Origin of the sequence: Komagataeibacter nataicola, from assembly GCF_003207795.1 — a bacterium.
GTDB classification, from domain to species: Bacteria; Pseudomonadota; Alphaproteobacteria; order Acetobacterales; family Acetobacteraceae; genus Komagataeibacter; species Komagataeibacter nataicola.
In genome coordinates, this window is sequence record NZ_NIRT01000028.1 from 1 (window position 1) to 15,455 (window position 15,455).

18 protein-coding genes are annotated in these 15,455 nt (G+C 61.7%); 4 read left to right on the top strand and 14 right to left on the bottom strand.

Annotation, left to right across the window (positions count from 1 at the left end):
- From CDI09_RS13060 to CDI09_RS13105, 10 genes are all read right to left on the bottom strand, one after another.
- On the bottom strand, positions 1 to 661 hold a 661-nt coding region (locus tag CDI09_RS13060; RefSeq protein WP_249034029.1), incomplete at its 3' end, for a TrbG/VirB9 family P-type conjugative transfer protein.
- Entirely contained in the window at positions 658 to 1,341 is a 684-nt protein-coding gene (trbF, locus tag CDI09_RS13065; protein ID WP_078527191.1) for a conjugal transfer protein TrbF, read from the bottom strand. The genes CDI09_RS13060 and trbF, both read right to left, overlap by 4 nt.
- A 5-nt stretch (positions 1,342 to 1,346) precedes the next feature.
- Positions 1,347 to 2,759: a P-type conjugative transfer protein TrbL gene (trbL, locus tag CDI09_RS13070; protein ID WP_078527189.1), complete on the bottom strand. Its 1,413-nt coding sequence runs from the start codon at positions 2,757 to 2,759 to the stop codon at positions 1,347 to 1,349.
- 5 nt (positions 2,760 to 2,764) lie between these two features.
- Entirely contained in the window at positions 2,765 to 3,499 is a 735-nt protein-coding gene (gene trbJ, locus CDI09_RS13075) for a P-type conjugative transfer protein TrbJ (RefSeq protein ID WP_078527187.1), read from the bottom strand.
- On the bottom strand, positions 3,496 to 5,937 hold the full coding sequence (gene trbE, locus CDI09_RS13080; protein ID WP_078527185.1) for a conjugal transfer protein TrbE: 2,442 nt from the start codon (positions 5,935 to 5,937) through the stop codon (positions 3,496 to 3,498). Before trbE ends, trbJ begins: the two co-directional genes overlap by 4 nt.
- Positions 5,938 to 5,950: 13 nt before the next feature.
- Positions 5,951 to 6,226: a VirB3 family type IV secretion system protein gene (locus tag CDI09_RS13085; RefSeq protein ID WP_078527183.1), complete on the bottom strand. Its 276-nt coding sequence runs from the start codon at positions 6,224 to 6,226 to the stop codon at positions 5,951 to 5,953.
- Positions 6,226 to 6,594: a TrbC/VirB2 family protein gene (locus CDI09_RS13090; protein ID WP_078527181.1), complete on the bottom strand. Its 369-nt coding sequence runs from the start codon at positions 6,592 to 6,594 to the stop codon at positions 6,226 to 6,228. Before CDI09_RS13090 ends, CDI09_RS13085 begins: the two co-directional genes overlap by 1 nt.
- Positions 6,591 to 7,547 carry a P-type conjugative transfer ATPase TrbB gene (gene trbB / locus CDI09_RS13095; RefSeq protein WP_078528175.1) on the bottom strand — a complete coding sequence of 319 codons (957 nt, stop codon included), beginning with the start codon at positions 7,545 to 7,547 and terminating at the stop codon, positions 6,591 to 6,593. Before trbB ends, CDI09_RS13090 begins: the two co-directional genes overlap by 4 nt.
- A gap of 194 nt (positions 7,548 to 7,741) precedes the next feature.
- Positions 7,742 to 8,188, bottom strand: a complete 447-nt coding sequence (locus CDI09_RS13100; RefSeq protein WP_023979799.1) for a hypothetical protein — start codon at positions 8,186 to 8,188, stop codon at positions 7,742 to 7,744.
- 7 nt (positions 8,189 to 8,195) lie between these two features.
- Positions 8,196 to 10,196 (bottom strand): conjugal transfer protein TraG, encoded by a 2,001-nt coding sequence (locus tag CDI09_RS13105; RefSeq protein ID WP_078527179.1) that lies wholly within the window; start codon positions 10,194 to 10,196, stop codon positions 8,196 to 8,198.
- Between the two features lie 174 nt (positions 10,197 to 10,370).
- Between CDI09_RS13105 and CDI09_RS18240 the strand changes: the two genes are divergently transcribed.
- Positions 10,371 to 10,544, top strand: coding sequence for a hypothetical protein (locus CDI09_RS18240; protein WP_165399215.1), 174 nt, complete (start codon positions 10,371 to 10,373; stop codon positions 10,542 to 10,544).
- A 94-nt stretch (positions 10,545 to 10,638) separates the two neighbouring features.
- Here CDI09_RS18240 and CDI09_RS13110 read toward each other — a convergent pair whose 3' ends face one another.
- Positions 10,639 to 11,457 (bottom strand): abortive infection family protein, encoded by an 819-nt coding sequence (locus CDI09_RS13110; RefSeq protein ID WP_078527177.1) that lies wholly within the window; start codon positions 11,455 to 11,457, stop codon positions 10,639 to 10,641.
- Between the two features lie 221 nt (positions 11,458 to 11,678).
- Between CDI09_RS13110 and CDI09_RS13115 the strand changes: the two genes are divergently transcribed.
- Positions 11,679 to 11,933: a type II toxin-antitoxin system Phd/YefM family antitoxin gene (locus tag CDI09_RS13115; RefSeq protein ID WP_078527175.1), complete on the top strand. Its 255-nt coding sequence runs from the start codon at positions 11,679 to 11,681 to the stop codon at positions 11,931 to 11,933.
- Positions 11,933 to 12,361: a type II toxin-antitoxin system VapC family toxin gene (locus CDI09_RS13120; RefSeq protein ID WP_078527173.1), complete on the top strand. Its 429-nt coding sequence runs from the start codon at positions 11,933 to 11,935 to the stop codon at positions 12,359 to 12,361. The genes CDI09_RS13115 and CDI09_RS13120 overlap by 1 nt, the downstream gene beginning before the upstream one ends.
- Before the next feature lie 12 nt (positions 12,362 to 12,373).
- Here CDI09_RS13120 and CDI09_RS13125 read toward each other — a convergent pair whose 3' ends face one another.
- Positions 12,374 to 14,113, bottom strand: a complete 1,740-nt coding sequence (locus tag CDI09_RS13125) for a relaxase/mobilization nuclease domain-containing protein (protein WP_078527171.1) — start codon at positions 14,111 to 14,113, stop codon at positions 12,374 to 12,376.
- A gap of 13 nt (positions 14,114 to 14,126) precedes the next feature.
- On the opposite strand from CDI09_RS13125, the gene CDI09_RS18245 reads away from it, so the two are divergent.
- Entirely contained in the window at positions 14,127 to 14,387 is a 261-nt protein-coding gene (locus CDI09_RS18245) for a hypothetical protein (protein WP_170120499.1), read from the top strand.
- Between the two features lie 8 nt (positions 14,388 to 14,395).
- On the opposite strand, the gene CDI09_RS13130 is transcribed toward CDI09_RS18245, so the two are convergent.
- Positions 14,396 to 15,112: a lytic transglycosylase domain-containing protein gene (locus tag CDI09_RS13130; RefSeq protein ID WP_078527169.1), complete on the bottom strand. Its 717-nt coding sequence runs from the start codon at positions 15,110 to 15,112 to the stop codon at positions 14,396 to 14,398.
- 4 nt (positions 15,113 to 15,116) lie between these two features.
- A complete protein-coding gene (locus CDI09_RS13135) occupies positions 15,117 to 15,455 on the bottom strand; it encodes a DUF736 domain-containing protein (RefSeq protein ID WP_039733991.1) in 339 nt (112 codons plus the stop codon).

The following is a 15,455-nucleotide window of genomic DNA, read 5'->3' on the forward strand; positions in this document are numbered from 1 at the left end:
CGCCTCCATGAACTCCTGCCCTGGCACTGGAAAGCCCACCAGCAGGTCCACAATACCATCGCCGCCTGAATACGCCCGCGTCTCTCGCCGGATGATTACGATAGGTCCGCCGGTCGGTGTTAACGATCAGGTTGGTGGTCAGGTCCGGCCGGGTCGGCTTGACCAGGATATGGATACGCTTCGTCGCCCCTGCCCCGCTTTCGGTATCACCGATGATCCAACGTACGGTGTCACCTGCCGCCACGGGTCCGGTGCCGACCAGCTTCTCGCCTGGCTGGAGCATGATGTCGGTGATTTCGCCGGGCGATGCATAGACCTGATAGAGGGCACCCGGAGAATAAGAATAGACCTGCACCGCGTTGATGAACCCGGCTCGCGTGGGCTGGATGCGCGCTGCCAGATTGGCCTGTGTCACACGCGCTGTCGGGTCGGCAGCCTCGGGGGCCGGATGGGCCGTGCGTCGCGACGGCAGCGGCTTGAGCTGCCCCGGCAGGGGAAGTGGCTGCGGGACTTCGACGACCTGTACCGGTTTCGGCGGATCCGGCAGACGTGTCGCCTGAACAGCGTCATCATAGCGGATGACCGGCGGATGGTAATGCTGCGCGCAGCCGGCCAGGGGCAGGATCAGCAGCGGCAGGACACGAAGAGCACGACGGATCATTGGCTCAGCTCCTTCGACCAGTTGATGGCAGAGACGTAGATGCCCAGAGGGTTTTTCCGAAGGTGATCCGCGTCGCGGGGTGTACGCAGAACGACCGACACAATGGCGGTCCAGCGCTCGGTGCCGGTGAAAGCGCCGTCGCGGTAATGACGCTCGGTCCAGGCGACCCGGAAGCTGCCGGGCGAGGCCCGGATCACCGAGGCGATGTCCACCTCGATCTGCTCATGCCCGATGCGCGAGAACGGATCATTCAGACGGGCATAATCGTTGAGCGTCTGCGCGCCTGACGTGGTGGTGAAATCATAGGACCGCAGCCAGTTCTGCCGGACCACAACGGGGTCCGACGACAGGGCGCGCACGTCGTGAACGAACTGCGCCAGATACCAGGCGATCTGCGGATCAGCGGGCATATAGCCCGCTGTTGCGGGGGCCACGACCTGCGCCTGCCCCAGCCGGTCCACCTGCACGACCCACGGCGTGATGGTGCCGCGCGCGGATTGCCAGACCAGCCCTACGCCAAGGCCCGCGGACAGAAACAGGGAGCCGAACGCCATCAGCCGCCAGTTACGGGCCTGGATGCGGGCGGAACCGATCCGTTCATCCCACGCCTGCGCGGCTTTCTGGTACGGGGTGACAGGCTCGGGTGTGGTCCCGTAGCGTGTGGTGGAGCGACGGAACATCGTCCTCATTCCTTTTCCGAAAGATCAATGCTGGAACTTCCGCCCCCGCCATCGGCGGAGCGGATGACATGCGCCGCCTCGGCGGCATGGGCTGCGGCATTGCGGCGCTTCATCTTTTGCGCCCAGCGGGGCGGTTCGCCGGAACCGCCACCAGAAGGACCGCCGTTTCCACCGCCATCACCTCCTCCAGCCGGGCCACCGCCTCCAGAAGGTGCCGGTCCACTATCCCCGGCTCCGCCTTCGCCGCCTTCGCCTCCCTCCCCCATCCCGCGCGCGGCCCAGCGTCCACCGGCGGCATAGCTTTCCTTGAGCGATGAACCGGCACGTGAGGCCGCCCCTTTGACGGCATTCGCGACGTTCCCGCCGACGGCCCGGCCCATACCTCCGATCCCGGCGGCCATGCTGCCCGCACCACCTGATGCGCCAGCAGCACCAGCCGAATAGGCGGAGGTGGCGGCCCCGGCGATCGCGGCCCCGCCCCGCGCGGCGGCAGCCGTGGCGCCGAGGGCTGCGGCACCACCGGATGCGACAGCCCCGACACCGGCCGCAGCAGCAGCGCCCATGGCACCCACCGCCATGCCCGTGCCGACGGCCGCGCCAGCCCCAAGCTGGGGCGCACCGGAGATCAGGCCATTGGCGATGCTGCCGCCAAAAATGGACAGGCCGACAATTGCAAGCGAGGCCAGCACCACCGAGACGGACTGCCCGATCGTGGGAACGTCACTGCCATAGGACGTCGTGAACTGGGCGAACAGAACGGACGCAATGGCGGAAATGACCGCCAGCACCATGATCTTCACGCCCGAGGAGACGACATTGCCCAGCACCTTCTCGGCAAGGAAAGCCGTGCGATTGAACAGGGCGAACGGGATCAGAATGAAACCCGCCAGCGTGGTCAGCTTGAACTCGATCAGCGCCACGAAAAGCTGCACGGCCAGAATGAAGAACGCCGCCAGCACGATCAGCCAGGACAGGCAGAGCACGAAGATCTGGATGAAGTTCGTAAAGAAGGCGACAGGACCAAGCAGATTGTGGACAGAGTCCAGGAGCGGCTGCGCCGCATCGAAGCCCGTGGATGCCAGTCGGCCGGGCCGCAGGAAGTCTCCGAGTGCCAGACTCCCACCTCCGACCTTCAGGCCGAGGGCCGCAAAACTGTCAAAGACGGTCTTCGACAGACTGGAAAAATTGCTGATCAGAAAGGAAAAGAAGCCGATATACAGCGTCTTCTTCACCAGCCGCTGGATGATGTCCTCATCCGCAGCCCAGGCCCAGAACAGGCCAGCCAGTACCATATCCAGCACCGACAGCGTACCTGCCAGCGAAATCACATTCCCCTTCACCAGACCGAAGCCGCTGTCGATGGTGGTGGTGAAGGTATTCAGGAAGGTGTCGATAACGCCCACATTGCCCATCGCCATGGCGGTCAGTTCCCGCTGCTGCCGAACATGGAGACCGAAGTCGGGCTATAGGCATTATATTGGGAAAAATGCTGATACTGAGCTTCGCTCTCGGCTTCGGTGGCAGCATTTCGCGCCCGCTCCAGCGCCGTGGCACGCCCGTTGGCGGCGAGTTCGGCCAGGATGTCGGACAACTGGCGCGACTGAAGTGCTAGAAGCTGATTGCCGGCCTGCGCCGCCTGCAGGGCACCTGTGGAATCCTGGCTGGCCGAAACAAGTTGGGTCATGGCACTGCTGTCGGAAGGAATATTCCCCACAACACGCGCCTGCAGTTTCAGAGCATCTTCAAAGCCGCCTACGGAATTCTGCCACCTTGTCTGCGCCTGGCTGAACAGGGCGCTGTCGGACATGCCCGATGAGACCGACGTATAGGACTGCTGATATTGCTGCTCGACGGACTGGACGCTGTAGGCAATGTTCTGCGCCTGCGCGAGCAGTGCCGTGGTCTGGGAAATCGTTGATTGCAACGATGACAATGTCGAAAGCGGCAGGCTCGCCAGATTACGTCCCTGATTGACCAGCATCTGTGCCTGGTTGGCCAGCGAGGTGATCTGATTATCGATCTGCTGGAGGGTCCGTGCCGCGATGAGAACATTCTGGACATGGTTGGCTCCATCATACACAGCCCATTGTGCCCGGGCCTCCGGCACGCCAATCGACAACAGGGCCGCTGCACCGCAGAAAAAGATCACCTGCCTCATGACACGTCCCCTTCCCGCAGAAGGTCCGCAGCCCATGACACGCCACGCACGTCGAACCAGGCAGACAGAAAGCCACCACGTCCGTGTTCCGCCAGCACACTGTCGATCTGCCGGTGATCGTCCTTGCCGGAGGCCGCGCACAGCGCCAGGGCAACAGGACCAAGCCCAAGTTCAAACAACCGGTTGCCCCGTTGCGTCTGGCAGTAATACTCCCGCTTCGAGGCCGCACGGGCGATGATGGCAATCTGCCGGTCGTTCAGGCCGAAGTCCCGATAAAGCGCCATGATCTGCGGCTCGATCGCCCGCTCATTGGGCAGGAAAATGCGCGTCGGACAGCTTTCCACCACCGCCGGGGCAATGCGGGAATTGGCAATATCCGACAGGGACTGCGTGGCGAAGATGACGCTGGCGTTCTTCTTGCGCAGCGTTTTCAGCCATTCCCGGAGCTGGCCGGCAAAATCGCCGTCATCCAGCACCAGCCAGCCCTCGTCGATCACCAGCAGGGTCGGCCGGCCATCCAGATGGCCCTCAATGCGATGGAACAGATAGGACAGCACGGAAGAGGCTGCGCCAGAACCGATCAGCCCCTCCGTCTCGAACACCACCACATCGGCATCGCCCAGACGCTCGACATCCGCGTCGAGCAGGCGACCATAAGGGCCACCCAGGCAGTATGGCGTCAGGGCCTGCTTCAGAGCGTTGGACTGGAGGAGTGCGACCAGACCTGAGATCGTGCGTTCATAATCGGGCGAAGACGCTAGGGAATTCAGGGCCGACCAAAGGTGAGACTTCACCTCCGGGGTCAGCGTTACCCCTTCACCGACAAGGATCTGGCCGAGCCATTCGCTGGCCCATTTCCGTTCGTCGGGATCATCAATTCGCGCCAGAGGCTGGAGCGAGACACTGCCACCCTGTTCTCCCGACAGATCAGCGTCTGTCAGCCCACCGCCGAGATCGTGCCAGTCACCGCCCATCGCCAGCGTTGCCGCCCGCATCGACCCGCCAAAATCGAAGGCGAAAATCTGCGATCCCGCATAGCGACGGAACTGCAACGCCATCAACGCCAGCAGGACAGATTTGCCCGCGCCTGTCGGTCCCGCGATCAGCATATGCCCCACATCGCCGACGTGAAGGCTGAACCGGAACGGTGTGGCACCCGCCGTCCTGCCGTAGAACAGAGGGGCTGCCCTGAAATGCCCGTCCTGCTCCGGCCCGGCCCACACGGCAGAGAGCGGAATCATATGCGCCAGATTCAGGGTCGAGACCGGGGGCTGACGCACATTGGCGTAGACATGGCCGGGCAGACTCCCCAGCCACGCTTCCACCGCGTTCAGGCTTTCCACCATGCAGGTGAAGTCGCGGCCCTGAATGATCTTTTCGACCAGACGAAGCTTTTCGTCCGCGATGGAGGCTGACCCATCCCAGACCGTGACGGTCGCGGTGATATAGGCCTGCCCGACATCGTCAGCACCAAGGGACTGCAAAGCCAGATCGGCGTCGGCCGCCTTGTTGGCGGCGTCGTTGTCCACGAGGACCGAAGCCTCATTGGTCATCACCTCCCGGACGATGGCTGCAATGCTCTTGCGCTTTGCAAACCATTGCCGCCGGATCTTCGTCAGAACCTTGGTGGCGTCGGTCTTGTCGAGCAGGATGGCACGGGTAGACCAGCGATACGGCATCGCCAGCCGGTTCAGATCGTCCAGAATTCCGGGAAAGGTGCGGCTGGGGAAACCGGTGATCGTCAGCGTCTTGAGGAAAGCATCGCCGAGTTTCGGCTCCAGACCACCCGCCAGCGGCTGGTCCACCAGGAGCGCATCAAGATGCATCGGAATTTCCGACACTCTGACGCGCTGGTTCCGGGTTGAAATGGTCGAATGCAAATAGGTCAGGGTTTCGCCGTCATCCAGCCACGTTGCTTCGGGCATGAAACCATCGAGTAAAGCGAGAAGACGATCACTACGATCAATGAAGGAATTCAATATGCCGTGCGGATCGGGGCCGTCCCGTTCCCTGCCTTCATAGAGAAAATGCTCGGCTCGGCCCGATGATTCCGCCGGTGGCAGCCAGACCAGGGTCAGGAAATACCGGCTCTCGAAATGCGCGCCGTCGTCCTCGAACTGCTCCCGGCGCTCCAGATCGACCATCTGACTAGCCGCATCGGGAAAATCGCTGTCGGGATAAAGCGTGGCGGGAACGCGCTGCGCCTCCACGAACACCGCCCAGCCGGAGCCAAGGCGACGCAGGGCATTGTTCAACCTACCGGTCACACCGACCAGTTCCGCTGGTGTCGCACTGTCCAGATCAGGGCCACGAATTTTTGCCGTGCGCTGGAAACTGCCGTCCTTGTTCAGCACTACACCTTTCTCAACGAGCGCGGCCCAGGGCAGGAAATCAGACAGGAGGGCGGCACGACTGCGATATTCGCCAAGCGACATCATCGCCCTGCCCTCCTTAGACCCGCAACCAGGCGGGATAGCGCAGATGCCGCCGCCCCACCTCGATGAAGAAAGGATCGCGCCTGGCACCCCAGACCGCGAGCCCATGACCCACGATCCAGAATGCGGCCCCGATCAGCCACAGCCGCAGGCCAAGGGCGATCGCAGCCGCCAGCGTGCCATTAGCGATGGCGACAGCACGGGGCGCGCCACCCAGCAGGATCGGGTCGGTCAGCGAGCGATGCACCGGGACATGGAAGCCCGGCACCGCGTCATCGTCATATCCCGCCATCAGATTAGCGCTCCGCCCGAGAAGGAGAAGAACGACAGGAAGAAGCTGGACGCTGCAAAAGCGATGCTTAGTCCAAAGACAATCTGGATCAGGCGGCGGAACCCGCCGGATGTTTCCCCGAAGGCCAGGGTCAGACCCGTGACCGTGATGATGATCACCGAGATGATTTTCGCCACCGGTCCCTGCACGGATTCCAGAATCTCGTTCAGGGGCGTTTCCCACGGCATGCTGGATCCTGACGCCCATGCCGATGACGCGAAAGCAAGCGACAGCAGCATGGAGGTTCCAAACACACGCAGATCCGGCACATGCCGGTCAGGACGTGCGACAGCGCGCACCACGGCGCGCAGACGTGAAGGCGGCATCATGATGATTCTCCATTGGCAGAGAATGGTGTTTCGGGAGAAGAGAGGCTGACCGGACGGATGCGATAGGTTCCGGTCGTGGGATCGAGACCGTCAATTTCCGCCAGTTCGGACAGGCGGCGGGAATTGCCGCGCCCGGACAGGACCGCGATCACATCGATGGTTTCGGCGATCATGGCGCGCGGCACCGTGACCACCGCCTCCTGGATGAGTTGTTCCAGCCGATACAGAGCAGCCAGCACCGATCCGGCGTGCAGGGTGCCGATGCCACCCGGATGGCCGGTGCCCCATGCCTTGACCAGATCGAGGGCTTCGGCCCCGCGCACCTCACCGATGGGAATACGGTCAGGACGCAGACGTAGACCGGACCGGACAAGGTCCGAAAGGGTAATCACGCCTTCACGGGTCCGCAGGGCGATGAGATTGGGCGCCATGCATTGCAACTCGCGCGTGTCCTCGATCAGGACGACGCGATCGCCGGTTTTCGCGACCTCGGCCAGCAGGGCGTTGACCAGCGTGGTCTTGCCCGTGGATGTGCCGCCTGCGACCAGGATGTTCTTCCGTTCCGAAACAGCGCGGCGCAGAGACACCGCCAGCCCTTCTGTCATGATCCCGGCGGCGACATAGTCATCGAGGGTGAACACCGCGACGGCGGGCTTGCGGATCGCGAAACTGGGGGCCGTCACCACGGGCGGCAGCAATCCCTCGAACCGTTCGCCGGTTGGCAACTCGGCCGAGACACGGGGCGCACCCTCATGCACCTCAGCCCCGACGTGGTGTGCAACCAGACGCACGATGCGCTCGGCGTCGGCAGGTGTGATGGTTTCGCCCGTGTTGGCCATGCCCTCTGACAGCCGATCGATCCACAGCCGCCCATCGGGATTAAGCATGACCTCGACCACAGAGGGATCGGCAAGGTGCCGGGCAATCGCCGGCCCCATCGCTGTGCGCAGCATGGACACGCCGCGCACTCTGGCCCCTTCATGGATGACGGAAACCGACATGACCTTCCCCCGTATGGGCCGCACGCGACGGACGAACAGCGACGGGGATCATTAAGAAAGGCTGGAAACAGCGCGTTTCAACAAGAATTCAGAGGTCGTAGAACGGCGGCGAAACACAGGGCAAAAATACTTGCGGGGTGCGGATTTTACGCCTCCGGTTCATCCCGTGCGCCGGGGTCCAAAACATCCTCCGGGATTTCCTGCTGGAGTCTTGGCCCCTGGGCCAGCCTACGGCCGAGGGCGGCGACAAAATTATCGTAGCGCACCCCGGCCTGCGCGCGCGCCGCCTTCGCGGCCGGTTCGGGCAGCGGCGGGGTCGTGGTCAGCCAGAAACGGATGAACAGCGCTAGTGTCTCCACCGTGATGCCGATATCGCGCTCCAGCCGCGCGAGACGTCGGTCCTGCCGGTCGAGGCGCTTCGATGTAGCAGCCTCGCGGCGCTCTTCCCCGTCGGGCGAGAGGAAGGAAGCAACGGCGGCCTCGACGATCAGCGACATCGGCTGCGCGCGTCGCGCGGCATAGGCAGACAGGGTCTTCATCACATCGGGATCGAGATAGACGGAGATCTGGGCCTTCTTTTTCGGTATCGCCATGTCTGCCTCACAGTCCAAGCTCATCGCCACGGTCGAGCGACGCCTGCCGGGCGATGCCGCGCCTGAGATCGTTCATCCGGTTGTTGCGGGGCGCGATGTCGTCGAACTCATCGACCGGATCGGGCGTGAACTCGTTCTCCAACGGCTCCTTTTTCTCGACAGTGCCTTCGTCCAGTTCGGGCTGATGGCGTCGGGCGGACTGCTTCGGGTCTTCTTCCTCATCGTCCCCTGTCCGCGTTTCGGCCGCCGCATCGGGTGCCGGCGGCCTGGGCGGCAGGGGACGGCTACTCCAGTCGTCCGGGCACCCATCCTTCGGGGGCGTAGGCTTTGGCGGCGGCAGAATGCGTTCCTGGAAGCGCGCATCCTCGAAGTAACGGGCCTTCTTCGCACGGATCGGATAGAGGCCGGAGGCCATGACGATCTCATCCGCTGGCGGGAGCTGCATGACTTCTCCCGCCGTCAGCAGCGGGCGTGCCGTCTCCGAGCGCGAAACCATCAGATGGCCCAGCCAGGGCGAAAGACGGTGGCCCGCGTAGTTCTTCATCGCCTTCATCTCGGTGGCGGTCCCGAGCGCGTCGGAGACACGTTTTGCCGTCCGTTCGTCGTTGGTGGCGAAGCTCACCCGGACATGACAGTTGTCGAGGATCGAATTGTTCGGCCCGTAGGCCCGCTCGATCTGGTTGAGGGACTGGGCGATCAGGAAGCTCTTGATCCGGTAGCCCGCCATGAAGGCCAGCGCCGATTCAAAGAAATCCAGCCGCCCGAGGGCCGGGAATTCGTCGAGCATCAGCAGCACACGTCGCCGCCGCGCCGCGGCATCAAGGTCTTCCGTCAGGCGCCGGCCGATCTGGTTCAGCACCAGACGGATCAGTGGCTTGGTGCGGCTGATGTCCGATGGCGGCACGGTCAGATAGAGCGTCACCGGGCGATCACCATCAACTATGTCGGATATCCGCCATTCGCAGCGCCGCGTCACCTCCGCAACCACGGGATCGCGATAGAGGCCGAGAAAGGACATGGCGGTGGACAGCACGCCTGACCGCTCGTTGGGAGACTTGTTCAGCAATTCGCGCGCAGCCGAGGCAACGACGGGGTGCGGTCCTTTCTTCCCGAGATGGTTTGTCCGCATCATCGCTGACAGCGTTGTGGCGATCGGGCGTTTCGGGTCCGACAGAAAACTGGCGACACCGGCCAGCGTCTTGTCGGGCTCGGCGTAGAGCACATGCAGGATGGCGCCGACCAGCAGGGAGTGCGAAGTCTTCTCCCAGTGGTTGCGCTTCTCCAGACTGCCTTCCGGGTCCACGAGGATATCGGCGACGTTCTGGGCATCGCGGACTTCCCGCTCCCCACGCCGGATTTCCAGTAACGGGTTGTAGGCAGCGGAGGCCGCATTGGTGGGGTCGAACAGCACGACGCGACCGAAACGGGCACGGAATCCCGCCGTCAGTTCCCAGTTCTCGCCCTTGATGTCGTGGACGATGGCGGAACCCGGCCAGGTCAGAAGCGTAGGAATGACCATGCCGACACCCTTGCCGCTGCGGGTCGGTGCGAAGGTCAGGACATGCTCCGGCCCGTCATGCCGCAGGTAGGCCTTGCCGTACCGGCCAAGCACCACCCCATCCGGGTCAAGCAGCCCGGCCTGGGCGATTTCATCCGACCCTGCCCAGCGCGCCGATCCGTAGGTCTCGATCTTCTTTGCCTCGCGGGCGCGATGGACAGACAATGCGACGGCAGCGGCAAAGGCCAGCACGCCGCCAGATCCAGCGATCCAGGCGCCGCGTGCGAACACAGCCGGGGCATAGGCATCGAAGACATACCACCACCAGAAGAACAGCGGTGGGGCATAGACCGGCCAACGGTGAAACAGCACGAACCAGGGCCGCCCGAGTTCAGGTTGAAAGGCCAGTTCCCATGCTGTCCATTCGGTTGCAGTCCACCAGGACAGGACGATCATGGACAGGACCACCGCGACCTGTCCCCATTGAATACGTGTTCCGGGCTGTTCCATCTGCGCTCTCCGATCCATAGGAGAAACAGCGGACAGCCGTCATTTTATCGGAAGCAAGCAGCTTGTTGCCCCGATCGTGCCCGGTCGTTCAGGAGCGAAAAAATACTTGCAGGGTGCGGCAGGCTCTCGAATTCTCTCAGAATACGCGCACGATCTGCATTAAGGAGTCGAGACTTGGCAAGGCAAGTTATTCATACCCCAGCGTCTCATGCACAACAGGATGCCAAGACGGCAGTTACTAGCGGAAACGTCGAAGAAGATCAGCAGATACTTGACGGCGTGATCGACGCAATGAAAGAATTGCATGAACAACTGGGCTTTCTGAGCAACAAGTTCTTCAACCTTTAACCCGTCACCGTGTTTCGCTATTATTCCGACCACATAGCATATACAGGAAGACCGTTTTTCCTTACTCGACACAAAATTCGTGTGATCCTTGGGATTACTCAAAAAGCTCCAAGACGTATGCGCACACCGTATGTGCCGAATGTATTGCAAGCCTTGCATGACGCGGCTTGATTGTAATGTTCTGAAACTGTTCTTCCGATCTCCCATGCGCACTGCTTTTGGCATTACGCAGATGTGCAATGCCATCAACGATACCGTACAAACCTGATGCAATCCTCTTGAGGTCTTTATTATCCCAATCGGCTGGCCTCAGCCCGATCACGTCTGCTGCCGATTTCCAGAGTTCTGCAAGCGTATCAGTTGTATTATAGGCCTTTCGTTTGTGATCAAGATACGCCTTAAGCACAGCCTCAAGAACATTCCCGGCATATTGGGCTGCAGCATGCGGATCTTGTTCGATCTGCGAAAGTGCCCTCTGAATCTCGATATCAACAGATTTGAGTCCATATTTCTTGACGCTCTCATCAAGCGATAGGGTCGATACGGCACCTCCTTTAACGATATTGCCACCCCGAACATATGTCAGCCCTTCGCGTGTCAGGGTCTCGCGGATACGATCTTTTTCTGCCGCCAGCTTCGCAACATGGTCATCAGTGGAATTCAGCCAGAACGTATTCCCAGGTGACTGTTTTTCCAAAAAATCATCTAATATGGAGCCGAGAATTTTCAGCGGTTCATTGCACCTTGAATTAATCTGTCTCAGCCATGCCTGAACTTTCGTCGCCTTGCTTCCGTCTGGGATTGGCTCTGGAGCACCCGAGAATAGAAACAACGCATCTATTTCAGCCTGAGTATAACGATCAGGGAAAATCTGACTTAACAACCCAATAATGCTGGTAGGTATTTTTTCCATCACATTCACAGTGTTAATTACTTTTCCGTTTTGTTTTTAATCGAGAGAAAATGCGACCACAAATTTAACCTATATTTCCCTTTTCTGCCAGCATCTGCGCCGGGCTGGCGGCCCGCATGGCAGGATACCTATGCATGGCCCAAACGGACGAGCATTGAATTTACTGGCCTCCCCGCCCCAAATGTAGTAACGTGACTACATTATGACAGGGAGGCGATGACATGAGCATCACCACACTTTCAAGCCGCGAGTTTAACCAGGATACCAGCCGAGCCAAAAAGGCGGCAGCCGATGGACCGGTGTTCATCACCGACAGGGGCAGGACTGCCCACGTCCTCCTCAGCATTGAGGAATACCGGCGATTGACGAACCACCCACGAAAAATCGCGGACGCGCTGGCGATGCCGGGACTGGCAGATATCGAGTTCGACCCACCCCGCGCGAATATCACGCTTCGATCGGCCGATTTTTCTTGATGTTCCTGCTGGACACGAACGTCGTTTCAGAATTGAGAAAGGTCCGCGCCGGAAAGTCCGATCCGAACGTCGCGAAATGGGCCGATAGTGTCGACGCGGAAAGTCTGTACCTCTCCGCCATAACCGTCATGGAACTGGAGACCGGAATCCTGCGTATGGAGCGGCGGGACGAAACGACGGGTATGATCCTGCGGACGTGGCTGGATCGGTATGTCCTTCCGGCGTTCGAGGGGCGGATTTTACCCGTCGATGCATCGGTGGCCCTGCGCTGCGCCCGATTGCATGTGCCTAACCCCCGCTCAGAGCGTGATGCGCTCATCGCCGCGACCGCGCTGGTGCATGGCAAGACGGTCGTGACCCGCAACATCGTGGATTTCCTGCCATGCGGCGTCCCCCTGCTCAATCCGTGGGAACCTCAACCGGACTAACTTGCGCGCCACTCATAAACCAAGCCCCCGATTACGGGTAAAGCTCCAGTCAATCCCGCCATCACCGCGCGTAACCCCGGACACATGCTGGCCTCGCTGCTTCTCCAGCGATGGCGTCCACGGCACGAGCTGGAACTGAAGCCCGTCATCGATCATCGCATAGCGACCCGAGGCCAGCACCATGCGCTGACGATAGGTACCCGTGACGTAATCTCCCGATGCCGACTGGCTGAACGTCCGGCCCGTCTCGGTGGCCAGCCGCTCTCCGACTTCCTGAACCTCGCGATCCCGCAATTTCCCGATCAGGTTGCGCGCCAACACCAATCCCTGTGCGCGGCGCTCGGCAAGCCCCTGCTCGATCAACTGCTCCGTGCGCCGCTCCATCGCCTCGCGCACTTCGGCACCGAAGCCCGCCTGCCCCAATGCAACAGGATCGCGCGCCACTGCCTGCCGGTCGAGCCAGGTAGCCCCGCGCGCCATCACCTGATCCTCGATCGACAGGTCAGAACGAACAGCCAGCGCAACACGACGCTGCCCCTTCCTGTCATCGAAGGCGCGCAGTTCCACCACCGAACCCATTACACTGTCCCCCGTCGCATCGAGATCGGGAAAGCGGATATGATGCGTACGCCCGTCCACGCCGTCGATGACCGCATAGGCCGTGCCTTTCAGTTCATCGTCCAGACCACGATCAACCAGCCTGCCGATGACGGGAACATCCAGGCTTTCGCCCGCCAGCACATAACTCGACGTGCTCCGCTCGATCCCGCGCTCGGTCAGCGATCGGTGGATGCGCTTGATGATGTCGCCGCGTTCGCCCAGTTCGCGCAACGTCGCCTCGGCGGACTCATCCAGCATCCATTGCCCCTGCCCGACCTGATGGGCGAGACCAAGCCCTTCCAGCCGACGCAGACGTCCGACCTTCAATGCCCCGAACGGATCAGGCTGCCGATCCGGCGCTGGCGCCATGTCGATGATGCCGTTGCGGCCCGCATCACGGGTCAGTTGCCGGTCAAGCTGGGTCCAGTATTCGGCATCGACCTGACGTTCCAGCGCACGATGAATTTCAACATCATTGCGCAGCCCGAGTTCCTGCGTCACCAGATCCTGGGCGCGAGCACGCAGGCCCTCCTTGATATAGTCGCGGGAGATTACGAGATCGCTACCATCCTCGGCCACGCCACGCACAAGAATGTGGACATGGGGGTGCTGGGTGTTCCAGTGGTCCACCCCCACCCAGTCCAGCTTCGTGCCGAGGTCTTTTTCCATCTGCCCGACCAGTTCGCGGGCGTAACCCTTGAGGTCAGCCATATCGGGGGCATCTTCAGGCGAGACGATGAAACGGAAATGGTGACGGTCGTCCTCGCAGCGTTCGGCGAACGCCTTCGGGTCGGCATCGTCGATGCCGGGGCCGAAGAGCCGCGCCTTCTCGCCATCCTTCGTCACCCCGTCCCGGCGCAGGTAGCGAAGATGGGCGGCGAGTGGCGCCTTGCGCCCACTGTGGCGTACGACACGGGCCTTAACGGTCACGCGACGGGCACGGCTGGTCAGTAGGCGGTTGGCCCTGGCTGCCGCGACACGGCCACGCCCGAAGGACGAACGGGAACCGCCGCCGCTGCGGCCCGATCGGAACCCGCCACCTCCGGCGCGCTGGGCCGAAGCGAGGGCCTGGGCGACGAAGGGCTTGAGCCGCTGGGCGCGCGGCGAGCGGATACGACCCAGACGGGGCTGGAAGTCATTCTCGCGCGCCATCGGACCCTCCAATGTGCGAAAAAGCCCGGAGCAACAGGGCAAAACAGGGTCGGCAAACATTGCCGAAGAAGAGGAAACATTGCTGGGAGAACGAAAAAATGCAGGAAAACCAACACCCCAACCGAGGCGCAATGTGCGCCCTTTTATCTCGCCTCTCATTCCCCATGCCCCAAAGTGCCTGTTCCACCCTACCAGCACCCAATCCGCGATGCTGGTGCCTGCTCCAATGGCCGTGCGCGAACCACTGCAAACCGGCAAGGGAAAGGATGCGTGAACGCGTATTCATGGCGTTGCCACCGATGCGGAAGAAGCGACAAAAAGCCCATCGGAAAGCGGCCTGACAGGTGCAAGACCATGCGCGATGATGTCACTTCGAACATCCTTCGACGGCAGCTTCATTGCAACCGGAACGCCTTTCCTCGCGTCGTCCGATTGCATGACGAAAATCGGTGCACGGGTCCAGAACAGCGGATCAGGATGCGAAACCGGCAGCAACGATTCAGCACCGCCCTGACCGATCAGGGACAGCAATCCGGCGACATAGGCGCGCGTTTCGGGTGGCAGCGGACGTTGCCGATCACGGTAGTCCTCATAGCGCCCCGGCCCGGCGTTATAGGCTGCCAGGAAACCCGGCAAGCCGTAACGATCGTGCATCTCGCGCAGGAACGCAGCGCCCGCGAGGATGTTGTCATGCACATCGAACGGATCGCTTCCCAGCCCGTAACGGGTACGAAGGTCGCTCCAGGTCGCGGGCATGATCTGCATGAGGCCGAGCGCGCCTTTCGATGAAATCGCGCCAATATCACCACCGCTCTCAGCGCTCATGACGGCCCGTATCCATGTGGCGGGAATGTTGAAGCGCTGCACGGCTTCAGCGATCACGGCAGCATAAGGATCGGTGTCAGCGGGCGCTGGAACCGATGCTGCCCGTGACGGATCGATGACGCCCGATACACCGATTGCAATGACACCAACAGCGAGGAAAACCGTGCGTCGCATGGTCTCATTCCCCGCGTTCGACACGCCGTGACGGACGCGTCCAGTTCAGCACCCAGACCGCACGCTCCCCACCGGCACGGAAGAGATTGGCACGGATCGGCTGTGCAAAGGCGGGGTCGTCGAGGGCTACGGCGATGTATTCACCAGCCCTCTCGCCGGTGCGTTTCCAGCCAGCACCAACCTCCGGGCCATCGGCATCGGTGAGATGGATGCGGTAATCCGGGGCATGTTCGGCGTCGGAAAACTCGGCCGGAACGAGAAGGATATCCTGCGCCACGGTGAGGGTGCGGATGCGCCCGGCAAAACCGGTTTTCGTGCGCGTGAAAAGACCGATCTGTGCCAT

Coding starts and splice junctions, on each gene's coding strand:
- CDI09_RS13125 (WP_078527171.1), bottom strand. CDS start 14,113: ATGGCGCGCGAGAATGACTTCCAGCCCCGTCTGGGTCGTATCCGCTCG.
- CDI09_RS13105 (WP_078527179.1), bottom strand. CDS start 10,196: ATGGAACAGCCCGGAACACGTATTCAATGGGGACAGGTCGCGGTGGTC.
- CDI09_RS13090 (WP_078527181.1), bottom strand. CDS start 6,594: ATGATGCCGCCTTCACGTCTGCGCGCCGTGGTGCGCGCTGTCGCACGT.
- trbF (WP_078527191.1), bottom strand. CDS start 1,341: ATGTTCCGTCGCTCCACCACACGCTACGGGACCACACCCGAGCCTGTC.
- CDI09_RS13100 (WP_023979799.1), bottom strand. CDS start 8,188: ATGGCGATACCGAAAAAGAAGGCCCAGATCTCCGTCTATCTCGATCCC.
- CDI09_RS13085 (WP_078527183.1), bottom strand. CDS start 6,226: ATGGCGGGATATGACGATGACGCGGTGCCGGGCTTCCATGTCCCGGTG.
- CDI09_RS13120 (WP_078527173.1), top strand. CDS start 11,933: ATGTTCCTGCTGGACACGAACGTCGTTTCAGAATTGAGAAAGGTCCGC.
- CDI09_RS13115 (WP_078527175.1), top strand. CDS start 11,679: ATGAGCATCACCACACTTTCAAGCCGCGAGTTTAACCAGGATACCAGC.
- CDI09_RS13135 (WP_039733991.1), bottom strand. CDS start 15,455: ATGGCACAGATCGGTCTTTTCACGCGCACGAAAACCGGTTTTGCCGGG.
- trbB (WP_078528175.1), bottom strand. CDS start 7,547: ATGCTGCGCACAGCGATGGGGCCGGCGATTGCCCGGCACCTTGCCGAT.
- trbE (WP_078527185.1), bottom strand. CDS start 5,937: ATGATGTCGCTTGGCGAATATCGCAGTCGTGCCGCCCTCCTGTCTGAT.
- trbL (WP_078527189.1), bottom strand. CDS start 2,759: ATGGCGATGGGCAATGTGGGCGTTATCGACACCTTCCTGAATACCTTC.
- CDI09_RS13110 (WP_078527177.1), bottom strand. CDS start 11,457: ATGGAAAAAATACCTACCAGCATTATTGGGTTGTTAAGTCAGATTTTC.
- CDI09_RS13130 (WP_078527169.1), bottom strand. CDS start 15,112: ATGCGACGCACGGTTTTCCTCGCTGTTGGTGTCATTGCAATCGGTGTA.
- trbJ (WP_078527187.1), bottom strand. CDS start 3,499: ATGAGGCAGGTGATCTTTTTCTGCGGTGCAGCGGCCCTGTTGTCGATT.